The organism is Mycobacterium sp. NGS68 (assembly GCF_059812195.1).
The window spans coordinates 1-14,864 of the sequence record NZ_JCALCE010000029.1; the positions used below are offsets into that span (position 1 = coordinate 1).

Genomic DNA, 14,864 nt, shown 5'->3' on the forward strand with positions numbered 1-14,864 from the left:
GCGGCGCGTAGGTGGTAGTCCGCTGTCGCGCCGGACGGCCGATCCCCTCCGCGATCGCGACCAACTCGGAGACGGACTTCGCCGACCCGTGTTCCGAGCCGGCCATCCGCGAGATCGTCTCCTCCATCAGCGTGCCGCCGAGGTCGTTGGCACCGCCTTTCAGCATCACCTGAGTGCGCTGCTCGCCGAGCTTCACCCAGCTGGTCTGGATGTGGGAGATGCGGCCGTGCAACATGATCCGCGCCAGCGCATGCACCGCGCGGTTGTCGCGGTGGGTGGGCCCGGGACGGGCCGCCCCGGCCAGGTAGAGCGGCGAATTCTGATGGACGAACGGCAGCGGGACGAACTCGGTGAATCCGCCGGTGCGGTCCTGGATGCCGCGCAGCACGTTGAGGTGACCCACCCAGTGCTTGGGGCTGTCGACGTGGCCGTACATCATGGTCGACGACGACCGTAGGCCCACTTCGTGTGCGGTGGTGACGATTTCGATCCACTCCGACGTCGGCAGCTTGCCCTTGGTGAGCACCCAGCGCACCTCGTCGTCCAGGATCTCGGCGGCGGTGCCGGGGATGGTGTCCAGGCCGGCCTCGCGCAGGCCGGTAAGCCACTCGCGCACGCTGAGGCCGCTCTTGGTCACGCCGTTGGCGATCTCCATCGGGGAGAACGCGTGCACGTGCATCGACGGCACCCGCGCCTTGACGGCGCGGACCAGATCCGCGTAACCGGTCACCGGCAGTTCGGGGTCGATGCCGCCCTGCATGCAGATCTCGGTGGCGCCGGCGACATGCGCCTCCCAGGCGCGGTCCGCCACCTCCTCGGCCGACAGCGAGTACGCGTCGGCGTCACCCTTGCGCTGGGCAAACGCACAGAACCGGCAGCCGGTGTAGCAGATGTTGGTGAAGTTGATGTTGCGGTTCACCACGAAGGTCACGTCGTCGCCGACGACGTCGCGGCGCAGCGAGTCCGCGAGCGCGGCAACGGCTTCCAGCGCGGGACCGTCGGCGGTGGCCAGCGCCAGATATTCGTCATCGGTGCAGCCGCCGGGATCGCGCTCCGCGGAGCGCAGCGCGGCCAGCACGTCGGTGGCAAGACGTTCGGGCGCCAAGGCGCCCTGGGCGCCTTGGGCGGCCAGCTCGTGCACGTGCGCGCGGATGGATTCCCAGTCGCCGAAGGCGCTGTCGAGGTCGCTGCGCGCCTCGGTGTTGCGGCCCTGCGTGTCGATGGCGGCGTTCAGGTCCACCCGGCCGGAGGACGCCACGTCGTCGGGCTCCTGCCACGGCAGGCCCACCGGGTTGACGTCGCGCGCCAGGCCCGTCGCCGGGTCGGCAAGCGCCGCAACGTGTCCCCGCACCCGCGGGTCGATCCACGCGGCACCCGCCTGCACGTACCGCGGCTGCGCGGTGAGGCGCTGGACCAGGTCGTAGCCGGCCTTCGCGGTGACGTCGGCCAGGTCGTCGAGAGCGGGCCAGGGCCGTTCGGGGTTGACGTGGTCGGGCGTCAGCGGCGAGACGCCGCCCCAGTCGTCGACGCCCGCGGCCACCAGCGCCAGGCATTCGTCGGCCGACACCAGGTTCGGCGGGGCCTGGATGCGCATCCCCGGCCCCAGCACCAGCCGCGCCACCGCCACGGTTGCCAGGTAGTCGTCGATCCCGGCGTCGGGCACGGCGGCCATGGCCGTGTGCTCCTTGGCCCGGAAGTTCTGCACGATCACCTCTTGGATATGCCCGAACTCCTTGTGCGACTTGCGGATTGCGTGCAGCGTCTCGGCCCGTTCGGCGAGCGTCTCGCCAATGCCCACCAACAGCCCGGTGGTGAACGGAATGGACAGCCGGCCGGCGTCGGTCAGGGCACGCAGCCGCACCGCCGGATCCTTGTCCGGGCTGCCGTAGTGCGCGAGGCCCTTGGTTTCGAACAGCCGCCGCGACGTCGTCTCCAGCATCATGCCCATCGACGGCGCCACCGGCTTGAGCCGCGCCATCTCCGACCAGCTCATGACGCCGGGGTTCAGATGCGGCAGCAGGCCGGTTTCCTCGAGCACCCGGATCGCCATCGCCCGAACGTAGGACAGCGTGGAGTCGTAGCCCCGCTCGTCCAGCCACTCGCGCGCTTCCGGCCAGCGGGCCTCGGGGCGGTCGCCGAGGGTGAATAGCGCTTCCTTGCAACCGAGTTCGGCCCCGCGCCGCGCGACGTCGAGGATCTCGTCGGGTTCCATGTACATGCCGGCGCCCCGGGCGCGCAGCTTGCCCGGCACGGTGACGAAGGTGCAGTAGTGGCAGGTGTCCCGGCACAGATGCGTGACGGGGACGAACACCTTGCGCGAATAGGTGATCGGCAACCGGCCCTGCGGCCCGCGGCGTCCGGCCGACTCCAGGCCCGCGTCGCGCACCCGCGCCGCGCTCGCGCACAGGTCGGTCAGCTCGTCGCCGCGTGCCGTCATCGCGATCGCCGCCTCGTCGACGTTCAGCGCGACACCGTCACGCGCCCGTCGCAGCACCCGCCGCAGGGCCGAGGCGGGGACCCCCGACACGGCTTTCGACACGGCCGCAGCCGGAACGACGGGGCTAGGCAGAGCGGTGGGCTCCTCACCCGGAGTCAGCGGCACGTTGGTGTAACTTCCCCACGATCGAATTTCATCCGCGCATCTGGAACAACTTGAAGCTCTGGCAACACTAGCGGCAGGTCGCGGCGGCCACGTCCCCGACCATACCGACGTAATTTCGGCCGGATCGCGCTAGCATCCGAAAGATGGCTGTCGATCGGTGACGACCGAGCGATCGCCGCGGGGCTGTCACACAGGGGGTGTCGGATGTCGTACCTAATCGCTGCGCCGGAGGCGCTTGTCGCGGCGGCCTCGGATCTGGCCGGCATCGGTTCGACGCTGGAGGCCGCCCACGCGTCGGCGGCCGCACCCACCACCGGGGTGCTCGCCGCGGCCGCCGACGAGGTGTCCGAGCAGATCGCCGCCCTGTTCTCGCAGCACGGTCAGGGCTTTCAGCGGCTGGCCGGGCAGGCCACGGCGTTTCACTCGCAGCTCGTGCAGACGCTGACCGCGAGCGCGAGCCGGTACGCGGCGGCCGAGGCCGGCGCCGCGCAGACCCTGACGACGGCGCTGAACTCCTCCGCCGAGAAGGTGCTGGGTCACTCGCTGGTCGGCGGCGGTTCGGCCGGCGGCGGGCTGATCAACAGCATCAGCGCGAGCCTGTTCGGCGGCGGCGGCGCGGCACCCAGCCTGGGCGCCGCTGTCAGTGCGCTGGGGCTGCGGCCCACGGGCGGCCTGGGTTCGCTCACCAGCCTCAACCCGCTGCTGCGCGCCATCGGCGCCGGCAGCGGCCTCACCAATGCCGCGGTGGCGGCGCCGGCGGCCTTTCAAGGCATCGCCACCGCGATCGAGAACATCTACAACTTCGTCGAGCCGTATGTGCAGTGGGGCTTCAGCGTCGCCGCGTGGGCCGTGGGTTGGCTGCCGTGGATCGGCCTCCTCGGTCCGCAGATCAACATCTTCTACGCCCTCTTCGAACCGATGGTGCAGAGCGCCCTGTTCAACACCCTCGATTGGATCACCGGCAGCATCAACCTGGGCACCGCGCTGAGCAACTTCTGGGTCGACTTCACCGGATCGATCAGCGCGTTCATCCAGAACGAAATCAACTGGATTCGCGGCTTCCTGCCGCCGTTCCCGCCGTTCCCGCCGCTGCCGTAACCGGTCAGATGTGCCGGCGGGTGCGCCAGAGCACCCACACCGGGGGCGCAACCCCCAGCACGATCAGCAGCAAGGCCGCATATGCCATCAGCCCGTTGCCGCTCAGGATCACGTCGCCCCCGGGACCGCCGAGGCTCAGCGCCGCCACCGTCAACAGCCACGTCCACAGCGGCAGCGCGGCCAGCCGGGGCGAGCTGGTCCAGCGCCCGGCCGCCCACACCAGGGCCGCGTTGACCAACCCGCTGATCAGTGCGCTGATCGGAACCGGAACAGAACCGATGTAGAAGGGCAGCAATAGCGCCGCGGTCAGTGCGGACAACACGCCGTCGACGGCCAACAATGCCAGGACGACGACCCGGATGGCGGGATCTGCCGCGCCGCTGTCCTCGACGGGTGCGACGCGCGGTTTGGTTTCGGTCAGGTCGGGACGCTGTCGACCTGGGAGAGAATCGACCCGATCACCCATTGCAGGCTGTCCAGCCGGTCCTGCCAGTGCTGCATGTTCGGGTCCATGTCGGGGTCCATGCGAGATCCTTACGGGGTCCGTGTGACGCTGCCTGTTTGGCAGCTTACCGCGTTTGCGTCCCGCCGAAACCCAGTCCCGCCAGCAGATCCGTTTCCCAGCCCCGCTCGTCGCGGTCCCCCGGGGAACCCGCGGCCAGAACGTAGTGCTCCTGGCTGAGGATCGGCAGAGCAATGCTGTTCGACAGCGCGCACGCCCGTCCGGTGGGGCCGACGGTGACCTGGGTGGCATGCGCGAAGAGCGCGGCCGTCTTGGCGGCGCCCGCGTCCGGGCCGGCCTCGACGACGGCGTCGATGTCCTCGTCGGAGTAGCCGAAGTCGAACAGTTCCGGCGGCGGGATCGACCAGTCGGGCTGCAGATCGTCGGGACCCAGCGCCTTCCACCCCGCCGTCATCGCGCTCTCGGCCATGACCGTCCAGTAGAACTTCGGCACCGTCCACGGGTCCCCCGGGTACGAGTTGGCGGTGCCGGCCGCGGCGACCGCGGCGGTGGTGACGGTGTGGGTGTGGATGTGGTCGGGGTGGCCGTAGCCGCCCCTGGGGTCATAGGTGACGACGACGTGCGGGCGCTGCTCCCGGATGATCGCGACCAAGGCACCCACCGCCTCGGTGTCGTCGGCGTCGACGAAGCGCTGGCGGCCCCGGGGCTCGGTCCCCGCCATGCCCGAGTCGCGCCAGCGGCCGGCGCCGCCCAGATAGTCCGGCGGACCGACGCCTAGCGCGCGCAACGCCTCGGTGAGCTCGCCGACCCGGTAGCCGCCAAGTTGGTCCGCGTGGTCGACGGCCAGTGCGGCCCAACGGTCGCCGATGACCTCGCCCTCCTCGCCCAGCGTGCACGTGACGACGTGCACCTGCGCCCCGCGGGCGGCGTAGTGCGCGATGGTTGCTCCGGTGGAGATGGTTTCGTCGTCGGGATGTGCGTGCACGAACAACAGCCGTGGAGTCTCTGGCATGGTCGCACCCTACCCGTCGGGCAACCGTTGCCTGGTCCGGCTTCGTCGACTAGGAACGCAGGCGGCTACTATCAAAAAATGGCGCAGCTGACGCAGCCCCCTCCCGCCGCCCGCAGCCGCCGACGCGGCGAAGTGCTCGAACGTGCGCTCTACGAGGCAACGTTGGCCGAACTCGCCACCGTCGGGTACGGCAGGCTGACGATGGAAGGTATCGCGGCGCGCGCCCAGACCGGCAAGGCGGCGCTGTATCGGCGCTGGACCAGCAAGCACGACCTGGTGCATGCGGCGCTGCATCATGTGTTGCCGCCCTTGGCCGTACCGCGCCCGGGCCGGTCGCCGCGGGAGAACCTGCTGGCGGTCTTCACCGCCCACCGCGACGTCCTGGCCGGCAAGACCGCCTTCCCCGGCCTGGACATCATCGGTCAACTCATCCACGAACCCGAGCTGCGCGCGATCTTCGCCGACGCCGTGGTCGCGCCCCGCCTGACCCTCGTCGAGTCGATCCTGCGCACCGCCGTCCGTGACGGCGACATCAACCCCGCCACGCTGACCCCGATGACCGCGCGGGTCGGGCCGGCGCTGATCAATCAGCACTTCCTGCTCACCGGGCTGGCGCCCAACAAGCGGGAGCTGGCGTTGATCGTCGACACCGTCATCCCGCCGAAAGCACCGGCGGCACAGGAGTACTGAGACGTCAGCTGTCGCCGGAGAGCAATCCGACGAAGTCGGTGAGACCGGCCAGGCCCTGGTCGACGACGCCCACGTAGCCGCCGATCTCGCCGCCGTTGAACACCTGCAGGTCGCTGCCGGTCAGCAGGCTGGAGGTGAAGTTGTCCGGAACGGGCGCGCCCAGCAGGGCGTCGAAGGTCCGCTCGTTGATCCCCAGCATCAGGTTGCCGGCGTTGAAGGCGCGATTGAGCACGCCGTTCAACGCGTGGTCGTTGCCGAAGATCTGCTGCTCGAGTCCGACCTCGGTGGCCAACAACTGTTGATGGGACGCCATCTGGCTGTTGACCAGGTTGGTGTTGAAGGCGATCTCGGCCGCCTCCAACTGCTGCAATGGGCTGGCCGGTGCCGCCGCTGCCGCGCCGAAGACACCCAGCGCCTGCGCGGACGTTCCCCCATCACCGGCCAGCAAGCCCACAAAGTCCGTCGGCACCATCAGGGCCTGGTCGAAAGCGCCTACCAGACCACCGATTTGGCCACCGTTGAACGTTTGCGCCGCGCTGCCGGTCAGCAGGCTGGAGGTGAAGTCGGCGGGCACCTGGACACCGATGAGGCTGTTCGCGGTCTGCTCCACCGTGCCCACCAACAGGTTGCCCACGTTGAAGCTGCGGTTGACGACGCCGTTCAACGCGCTGTCGGTGCCGAAGATCTGCTGCTCGAGGCCCACCTCGGCGGTCACCAGCTGGTGATTGAACGCCAACTCGCCGTTGACCAGGTTGTGCGCGAAGCCGATCTGCCCCTGCTCGATCCCGCCCAGCGGGCTCGTCGGCGCGGCCGCCGCGCTCAGCAGGTGTGCGGGCGAAAGCCCGTCACCGCCAAGCAAACCCACGAAGTCAGCGCCGCCCGCCACGCTCTGGTCCAGGACCCCGACGAGGCCGCCGATCTCGCCGCCGTTGAACACCTGCGCGCCGCTACCGGTCAGCAGGCTGGCGGTGAAATTATCCGGAACCTGCGCGCCCAGCAGGCTGTCCAGCGTCTGCTCGCCGGTGCCCAGCAACAGGTTGCCGGCGTTGAAGCCGCGGTTGAGCACGCCGTTCAACGCACTGTCGGTCCCGAAGACCCGCTGCTCAAACCCCACTTCGGTGGCCAACAACTGCTGGTGGAACGCCATCTGGTGGTTGACCAGGTTGGAGTTGAAGTTGAGCTCGGCTGCCTGCAGCTGCTGTAGCGGGCTGAGGGTCGTCGCGGCCGCGGCACCACCGCCGGTCAGCGCCTGCAACGGCGAAATTCCGTCACCGCCAAGCAGTCCCACGAAGTCGGCGCCCGCCGCCAGGCTCTGGTCGAAGGCGCCGACCAGGCCACCGATCCGGCCGTCGTTGAAGGTCTGCGCCGCGCTGCCCGTCAACAGGCTGGACGTGAAGCCGGCCGGAGCCGTGACACCCAGCAGACTGTTTCCGGTCTGTTCGACGGTCCCCAACAACAGGTTGCCGACGTTGAAGCTGCGGTTAACCACACCGTTCAATGCGCTGTCGTTGCCAAAGATGGCCCGCTCCAACGCAACCTCGTTGCTCACCAGACTCTGGTTGAACGCCAGCTCCCGGGTGATCAGGTTGGTACCGAATCCGATCTGCCCCTGCTCGATCCCGCCTAACGGGCTCGTGTTGGCGGCCTCCGCGCTGGCATATTGCGCGCCACCGAACCTCATCAGCGCGACGAACTGGTCGTGGAACCGTGTTAGCTGGGCACCGAGGGCCTGGTACGCCTGGCCGTGACCGGCGAACAGCGCCGCGATCGCCCCCGACACCTCGTCGGCGGCCGCGGGCAACACCCCCGTCGTCGCGCCCGACGCCGCCGCGTTGGCCTCGGTGATCGTCGAGCCGATACCCGCCAAATCCGTTGCGGCATCAGAAATCAATTGTGGAACGGTCGTCAAATACGACATACTTTGCCTCCCCGGCACAGCACGACGGCCTCTCCCTAGACCATCGCGCAGCTATCTAGCGACCAGGGGATCGTAGCGCGATGGCAACGCGAATACATGCAGTTTCGATGAATTCGACTTGTATATATTGTTCGACGGCGTCAATTAGCCCTAGGGGCCCGTCTTGATCCAGTGACCGGCGTCGCCGACGATGCCGACCGGCACCGCACCCGACAAACTGACGTTCTGCACGCTGGGCCCGGCCGCGACGATGGTGGTGTCCTGCAGGATCGGCAGCACGGTCGACATGTTCCACAACCGCGGTTCGACGGCGGCGATCACGTCGCTGATGCTCTTGGTGCCGTTGAGCGCGGCGTCGATGTTGGATTGGATGCTGGGATCGCAGATTCCGGTGAGGTTCGACGGCGCGCGCACCAGGGCGCCGGGCTCGGGCGGGCGGCTGCTCGGCGGCGGTGGCGCGGTGGTCGGTGGTCCGCCAGACGGCTTGGGGCCGCCGGAAAGGCTGGTCGCCGGCGCAGGGCTCTTGGTCGGCGAAACTTGCGTCGCCTCCAAGGCGGGGCAGCCGTACCGCGACGCCAGCAGCGTCGCGAGATTCCCGCCGGCCTGATGCCAGCCGACGATGGCGTCCACCCGGTTGTCGTTGAGGGCGTCGCGGTACAGGGTCACCGGGTCCAGCGCCATGACCGTCGCGGCCATGCCGACGCTGCGCAACTGGTCCGCGGCGGTGTTGGCCACCGCCACCGAGGTCGGGTCATTGGTCGCGACGCCGATGACCAGCGTCAGCTGCTGGCCGTCCTTGCTGATCCGGCCGTGGATGACCTCCGGCGGGCCGGCGTTGGGCGTTCCGGACGGCGTAGCGGAAGGCGTGGCCGTCACGTTGGGCTCGATCTGGTAGCCGGCCGCCGTCAGCAGAGCGAGCGCGGCCTGCTTGGACAACGCGGGCGGCGCCGTCGGTTCGTAGCCCGGGTCGCTCGGTGACCGGATCTGGGCCTGGGCCAGCGTGACGGTGTTGTCGCTGCCGGCGCCGACGGCGGCCAGCAGGTCGACGTCGAGCAGCCCGACGATCGCCTTGCGGACCTGCGCGTCGGCCAGCTTGGTCTTATTGGCGCGCATCGTGAGCTGCATGACCCGCGGCGTCACGATGCGCGCGGTCCGCACGTCGGGAATCGCGGACAGCTGCGCGAAAGCCGCCGAGCCGCCGTGCACCTGGGCCACCTGGGTGTCGCCGTTGCGCACCGAATCCGCCAGCGCGGCAGGCGCCCCGGCGCGGCGGAACAGGATCAGCGCGGGCTTGGCGGGCGGTCCCCAGTAGCGGTCGTTGCGGGCGATCAGGATCTCGTCGCGCTGCGGGTCGATGTTCTCCACCCGGAACTGCCCGCCCGTGACGGGCAGCGACCGCGCCAGCCCGGCCGCGAAACCGCCCGGCACGTCCTTGACGATGTGCGCCGGCAGGATGTTGCTGAACAGTTCCTTCCAGGCCGGATACGGTTGCCCGAACGTAACGACGGCCTGTTTGCCGCCCTCCAGCGACTGCACCCCGGTGATCAGGTCATAACCGGCCGGGTCGACGACGCCCGGCTGGCTGGCCATCTGACGCCACAGGTACCAGAAGTCGTCGGCGCCGATAGGGGCGTTGTCGGTCCACTGCGCCTCCGGCCGGATCTTGTAGGTCACGGTGAACGGGTTCTGGTTGGTCACCTCGGCGGACACCAGTAGCGTCGGGTCCATCTCCCAGCGCGAGCCCGTCGGCGAGGCGGGGTCGGGCACTGGGCGGAACGCGCTGGGCAACACCAGCGCGCTGATCGCCGCATTCACCGGCGACAGGTCCGACAACAGATGCGGATTGAACCCGGCGCCGATCGAGTCGATGCCCATGATGATCTGGGTCGGACGCTGCGGTGGCGGCGCCGAGTTGTGCGGCGTATCGGTGCTTTGCGGCGCGGGCGGCGGGTTGACCGTGCACGCCGCAAGGCCCAACCCCACCAGCGCGACCAGTACTCCGACCAGCACAAGAAGATGGCGGGCCCGGTGCAGCACGCCCATCAGGGTATCGAGGGCACCCCGTTTGGCCGGGTTTCCCGCGACCGCAACGGGGTCGCGAGAATCCTCGTCGGATTTCGCAGGGTCGTTACGCTCGCGCGGCGACGCCAAGCTAACCCCGGGCCTTGGCGCGCGACCGACTCCGCGCGCGCAAGGTTGCGTCCAGCTCGACCTTGCGCACGCGCACGATCTCCGGCGTCACCTCAACGCACTCGTCGGCCGCGCAGAACTCCATCGCCTGTTCCAGATCGAGCTCGAGCGACTTGGCCAGGGTCTCCATGACGTCGGCGGTCGACGACCGCATGTTCGTCAGCTTCTTCTCCCGGGTGACGTTGATATCGAGGTCCTCGGGACGCGGGTTGATCCCGACGACCATGCCCTCATAGGTGTCCTGACCGGGCTCGACGAAGAACTGGCCGCGATCGGCCAGCTGGAGCAGCGCGAACGGCGTGATGGTGCCGGTCCGGTCGGACACCAGCGACCCGGTGTGGCGCGCGCGTATCTCCCCGGCCCACGGCCGGTAGCCGTCGAACACGGCGTTGGCGATGCCGGTGCCGCGGGTCAGGGTGAGGAAGTCGGTGCGAAAGCCGATCAGGCCACGGCTGGGCACGATGAAGTCCATCCGGACCCAGCCGGCGGCGTGGTTCGTCATCTCTTCCATGCGGCCCTTGCGGCCGGCCATCAGCTGTGTGATGGCGCCGACGAACTCGTCGGGGCAGTCGATCGTCATCGCCTCGAAGGGTTCGTGCAGCTTGCCGTCGATGGTCTTGGTGACCACCTGCGGCTTGCCGACCGTGAGCTCGAAACCTTCCCGGCGCATCGTCTCGACCAGCACGGCCAGGGCCAGTTCGCCACGTCCCTGCACCTCCCACGCGTCGGGCCGGTCGATGTCGACGACGCGGATCGAGACGTTGCCCACCAGCTCGGTGTCCAGGCGGTTGCGGACCATGCGGGCGGTCAGCTTGTGGCCCGATACCTTGCCTGCCAGCGGGGAGGTGTTGGTGCCGATCGTCACCGAGATGGCCGGCTCGTCGACGGTGATGCGGGGCAGGGCGTGCGCATGGTCCGGGTCGGCCAGCGTGTCGCCGATCATGATCTCCGGCAGACCCGCGACGGCGACAATGTCGCCCGCCGTTGCCTCGTCTGTGGCGCTGCGTTCCACACCCTCGGTGGCCAGCAGCTCGGTGATCTTGGCGCTGGTGATGACGGGCACCCCGTCGACCTCGCGCATCCAGGCCACCTGCTGGCCCTTGCGCAGCTTGCCGTTGTAAATCCGGACCAGGGCGAGGCGGCCGAGAAACGCCGACGCGTCCAGGTTCGTCACCAGGGCCTGCAGCGGCGCCTCCGGATTGCCCTTCGGGGGCGGTACGTGTTCGAGCAGCACCTCGAACAGCGGGTCCAGGTTGGTGCCGTCGGGGACCTGGCCGTCTTCCGGCTGGGTGGTGCTGACGATGCCCGCGCGTCCGGACGCGTACAGCGTGGGCAGGCCGAGCGCGTGCTCGGCAGCCTTGGCGGCTTCGTCGTCGAGGTCGGACGCGACGTCGAGCAGCAGGTCGTGGCTGGCGTGGACCACTTCCTCGATGCGCGCGTCGGGCCGGTCGGTCTTGTTGACGACGAGAATCACCGGCAGGTGCGCCGTCAGGGCCTTGCGCAGCACGAACCGCGTCTGCGGCAGCGGACCTTCCGACGCGTCGACCAGCAGCAGCACGCCGTCGACCATGGACAGCCCGCGTTCCACCTCGCCGCCGAAGTCCGCGTGGCCCGGGGTGTCGATGACATTAATTACAGTCACCGTCCCGTCCGGGTTATGGCGGTGCACGGCGGTGTTCTTGGCCAGGATTGTGATGCCTTTCTCACGCTCCAGGTCGCCGGAGTCCATCACGCGTTCCTGCACTTCGCCGCGTTCGTGCAGCGCGCCGGACTGCCGCAACATCGCGTCGACCAGCGTCGTCTTGCCATGGTCGACGTGCGCGACGATGGCGACATTGCGGAATGACACGCCGTGATTGTGGCAGCGAGTGCCGCAGATAGCGAACTGGCCTCGCCGGTGACGGCCGCTGTTCGCTTCGTTGACTCTGCGCTTACTGCTTAGTGCGAGTGGGTTGCGCGCTGGGCGCAGACTCAACGCCGGGGGCCGCAGCACGCCAGCCCGCCGCGTTGAGTCTGCGTCCACCGCGACAAAGTGCGAGTGGGTTGCGCGCTGGGCGCAGACTCAACGCGCCCCCGACGGCGACAGGTCCGCCTCGATGTAGCGCTGGATGTTGGGCGCGACGGCGGCCACCACTTCGTCGTCGGACATCGAGGCGACGGGCTCGATCTGCCACACATAGCGCAGCATCGCGAAGCCCATCAGCTGGCTGGCGATCAGACCGCTGCGCCGCAGCCGGTCCGCCTCGTCGGTGCCCAGCGTCGACTCACCGATCAGGCTGCGCTCCACGACCGTTCGCAGCTTGTCTCGGATGTGGTCGTCGTGCGCGGCGGTGAGCAGGACCGCGCGCAGCACCGGGCCGATCTCGTCGTCGGCCCAGGCCGCGAGCATGGTGCGCACCAGCTGGCGGCCCAGTTCGGGAATCGGCGTCGCCCACGCCGCGACGACGGACTCCAGCCACTTCGCGGGCGGCTCCGTCGCCGCGTCCAGCAGGGCCTCCTTGGAACCGAAGTAGTGGTAGACCAGCGCAGGGTCGACGTCGGCCGCGCGCGCGACGGCCCGAATCGTGGTTCCGGCCCAGCCGTGGGTGGCGAACTCCTGCCGCGCGGCGCTGAGGATCCGGGCCTGCAGGACACCGCGCTCGTCGCGGGGCCCCGGCGTCACGGACTTCTTGGTCTTCGTCGGCACGAGTTTCATCGTAGCGTGAAATTCCGTCTATGCACGGTCGGCGGCGCCTCCGGTGGGTAACATCCCCGCCTATGGAAGAGGCGGCGTTCGGTCGCTACCGGCTGGTCGAGCTGATCGGCGAAGGCGGAATGGGCCAGGTGTTCAGGGCCCACGACACCGTGATCGGGCGCGACGTCGCTGTCAAGGTCCTGCCGCCCGAGATGGCCACGGTCCCCGGCTATCAGGAGCGATTCCGCCGCGAGGCCCAAGTCGCGGCCCGGCTGACCGAACCGCACATCATCCCCATCCACGACACCGGGGAGATCGATGGCCGCCTGTATCTGGTGATGCCGATCATCGAGGGTATCGACGTGCACACGCTGCTGGAGCGCCACGGGCCGATGACGCCGCCGCGGGCCGTGCAGGTGATCAAGCAGCTGGCCGCCGCGCTGAACGCCGCCCACCGAAACGGGTTGGTGCACCGCGATATCAAGCCGTCCAACGCGCTGATGACCCCCGACGAGCACGTCTATCTGATCGACTTCGGCATCGCACACGACGCCTCGGCGACCCGGCTGACCCAGACCGGCATGATGGTCGGCACCTTCTCCTACATGGCCCCCGAACGGTTCATGGCCGGAACCGCCGACGCCCGTGCCGACGTCTATTCGCTGGCCTGCGTGCTACACGAATGCCTTACCGGCGCAAGGCCTTTCCCCGGTGACAGCATGGAGCAACAGATCGCCGGACACCTCACGATGGAGCCGCCGCGGCCCAGCGCCATCAACCCGGCTATTCCGGCGGCTTTCGACGAGGTCATCGCCCGCGGCATGGCAAAACAACCCGGCGAGCGCTATCAGACCGCCGCCGAATTTTCCGCCGCCGCGCAGGACGCGCTGCACGCGGCCCCCGCGCCACCCCCGACCCCGCCTTCACCTCCGCCGCCCGTCACCGACCGGCGATCCCCTGGACCCGCGCCACTCCGCCCGCCAATGCCGGTCTCCCCCCATCAGCTCACCCAGGCGGCCGCGACCCAACGTGCGCCATTAGTGCAAGATTCGACGAGCGAAGCGCCCGCCGTTAGCGGCGGTAGCTTCGCAAGCGTCCTGGTCGGGGTGGTCCTCGTTTCGTTGGCGGCCGCGAAGATACTTTCTCCGCGGGCACCCCGATGGCGACTCACCCACGACATGCAGGTGAACGTCTCCCTCACCTGGATTCTCATGCTCGGCGCACTGTCGGGAGTTGTGCTGATGTTGCTGGGCCGCGGTCGGACCTTCGCAGATCGAACGGTCACCGGCTGCGCTCTTTTCACCTTCGGGTTAAGCACGCTGATCTGGTGCCTGCTCGACGACGCGGGCTTCTCCTTACCCGCGGGCTACCTGCTCGTCGCCGGCATTGTTGGGCTACCCCTGACGCTCATCCCGCTGTACGCGCGCCCCAGTCGCGCACTCAACGGGGCCAGCCTGGCTTGCGGCGCGGGAATTTTGGCATTGGCCCTCATGGAAACCTCGCTCAGCTCCTTCGCCTTAGACATCCCGCCGTCATCTTTGATCAGCGGCGCTGTGATCGGCTTGATCATCGTCGTGGCCGCGGGCGTCGCCTGGCGGCGGACCCCCGCCCCACCCACGCTGAAGCAGCCCGAGGCGGGGCGGGACGTCACGGCCGGCAGGTTCACGTGTGTGCTCTCCGGCGCTGCCCTTGTCTCCCTTTCGATTACGCTCCTGGTCGTACCCTGGGGATACTGGGACCAGGGTCTGTACTTCAAGGCGGCGGTGACCGTTTGCTGGTTGATCGTCGTCACCGCGATGGCGGGAATCGCATTACTGGCGATTGGCCGCGGTCTGCGACGCGCGGATTTGACCATTGCGGGTTTCGCCTTGGTAGCGGTGGGGCTGACGACCACGGTCTTTCGGTTTCTAGGCAACTTCAGGCAGTGGGAAGTCCTCGCCGCCGCTCTGCCCGGCGTGGTCGGCTTAGTGCTACTCCTCGTTCCCATGTTCGAGCGCCCCACCCGCGGGCTGGCACGCGGCTGTCTACTCCTTAGCTCCTATGCGTTGACGCTGACACTCGTCGCAGTGGTACTGCGCGAAAGCACCCCGGCTTACACGAGTTGGCCCGACCTGCTCTCAGGTCTCGCGATCGGGCTGATAGCGGCGGTCTCCAGCGGCGTCGCGTGGCAGCTGGCTCGTCGGCGACAGTCACCCCCCGGTTGAGTCCGCCTCGACA

General features: G+C 68.8%; 10 protein-coding genes. 3 read left to right on the forward strand and 7 right to left on the reverse strand.

Features of this window, described 5'->3' with window-relative positions:
* A partial coding sequence (locus tag AC5Y5V_RS24360; RefSeq protein ID WP_499940506.1) for a bifunctional FO biosynthesis protein CofGH occupies positions 1-2,602 on the reverse strand: 2,602 nt, incomplete at its 3' end.
* 204 nt (positions 2,603-2,806) lie between these two features.
* On the opposite strand from AC5Y5V_RS24360, the gene AC5Y5V_RS24365 reads away from it, so the two are divergent.
* The gene (locus tag AC5Y5V_RS24365) at positions 2,807-3,700 is read left to right on the forward strand and encodes a PE family protein (protein WP_499940508.1); all 894 of its coding nucleotides are present in this window, start codon (positions 2,807-2,809) and stop codon (positions 3,698-3,700) included.
* Positions 3,701-3,704: 4 nt separating this feature from the next.
* Here AC5Y5V_RS24365 and AC5Y5V_RS24370 read toward each other — a convergent pair whose 3' ends face one another.
* On the reverse strand, positions 3,705-4,166 hold the full coding sequence (locus AC5Y5V_RS24370; RefSeq protein WP_499940510.1) for a hypothetical protein: 462 nt from the start codon (positions 4,164-4,166) through the stop codon (positions 3,705-3,707).
* A gap of 103 nt (positions 4,167-4,269) precedes the next feature.
* Positions 4,270-5,175 (reverse strand): N-acetyl-1-D-myo-inositol-2-amino-2-deoxy-alpha-D-glucopyranoside deacetylase, encoded by a 906-nt coding sequence (gene mshB, locus AC5Y5V_RS24375; RefSeq protein WP_499940511.1) that lies wholly within the window; start codon positions 5,173-5,175, stop codon positions 4,270-4,272.
* A gap of 78 nt (positions 5,176-5,253) precedes the next feature.
* On the opposite strand from mshB, the gene AC5Y5V_RS24380 reads away from it, so the two are divergent.
* Positions 5,254-5,865, forward strand: coding sequence for a TetR/AcrR family transcriptional regulator (locus tag AC5Y5V_RS24380; RefSeq protein WP_499940512.1), 612 nt, complete (start codon positions 5,254-5,256; stop codon positions 5,863-5,865).
* Between the two features lie 4 nt (positions 5,866-5,869).
* Here AC5Y5V_RS24380 and AC5Y5V_RS24385 read toward each other — a convergent pair whose 3' ends face one another.
* From AC5Y5V_RS24385 to AC5Y5V_RS24400, 4 genes are all read right to left on the reverse strand, one after another.
* Positions 5,870-7,783, reverse strand: coding sequence for a PE family protein (locus AC5Y5V_RS24385; RefSeq protein ID WP_499940513.1), 1,914 nt, complete (start codon positions 7,781-7,783; stop codon positions 5,870-5,872).
* Between the two features lie 150 nt (positions 7,784-7,933).
* Positions 7,934-9,826, reverse strand: a complete 1,893-nt coding sequence (locus AC5Y5V_RS24390) for an ABC transporter family substrate-binding protein (RefSeq protein ID WP_499940514.1) — start codon at positions 9,824-9,826, stop codon at positions 7,934-7,936.
* 109 nt (positions 9,827-9,935) lie between these two features.
* Positions 9,936-11,822 (reverse strand): translational GTPase TypA, encoded by a 1,887-nt coding sequence (gene typA / locus AC5Y5V_RS24395; RefSeq protein ID WP_499940515.1) that lies wholly within the window; start codon positions 11,820-11,822, stop codon positions 9,936-9,938.
* Positions 11,823-12,035: 213 nt separating this feature from the next.
* Positions 12,036-12,668 (reverse strand): TetR/AcrR family transcriptional regulator, encoded by a 633-nt coding sequence (locus tag AC5Y5V_RS24400; RefSeq protein WP_499940516.1) that lies wholly within the window; start codon positions 12,666-12,668, stop codon positions 12,036-12,038.
* Positions 12,669-12,730: 62 nt separating this feature from the next.
* Here AC5Y5V_RS24400 and AC5Y5V_RS24405 point away from each other — a divergent pair, with 62 nt between their 5' ends.
* Entirely contained in the window at positions 12,731-14,851 is a 2,121-nt protein-coding gene (locus tag AC5Y5V_RS24405; protein WP_499940517.1) for a serine/threonine-protein kinase, read from the forward strand.
* Positions 14,852-14,864: the final 13 nt, after the last annotated feature.

Bases quoted from the DNA above. Each gene is read 5' to 3' on its own strand.
- AC5Y5V_RS24365 (WP_499940508.1), top strand. From the start codon at position 2,807: ATGTCGTACCTAATCGCTGCGCCGGAGGCGCTTGTCGCGGCGGCCTCG.
- AC5Y5V_RS24370 (WP_499940510.1), bottom strand. From the start codon at position 4,166: ATGGGTGATCGGGTCGATTCTCTCCCAGGTCGACAGCGTCCCGACCTG.
- mshB (WP_499940511.1), bottom strand. From the start codon at position 5,175: ATGCCAGAGACTCCACGGCTGTTGTTCGTGCACGCACATCCCGACGAC.
- AC5Y5V_RS24380 (WP_499940512.1), top strand. From the start codon at position 5,254: ATGGCGCAGCTGACGCAGCCCCCTCCCGCCGCCCGCAGCCGCCGACGC.
- AC5Y5V_RS24385 (WP_499940513.1), bottom strand. From the start codon at position 7,783: ATGTCGTATTTGACGACCGTTCCACAATTGATTTCTGATGCCGCAACG.
- AC5Y5V_RS24390 (WP_499940514.1), bottom strand. From the start codon at position 9,826: ATGGGCGTGCTGCACCGGGCCCGCCATCTTCTTGTGCTGGTCGGAGTA.
- AC5Y5V_RS24400 (WP_499940516.1), bottom strand. From the start codon at position 12,668: ATGAAACTCGTGCCGACGAAGACCAAGAAGTCCGTGACGCCGGGGCCC.
- AC5Y5V_RS24405 (WP_499940517.1), top strand. From the start codon at position 12,731: ATGGAAGAGGCGGCGTTCGGTCGCTACCGGCTGGTCGAGCTGATCGGC.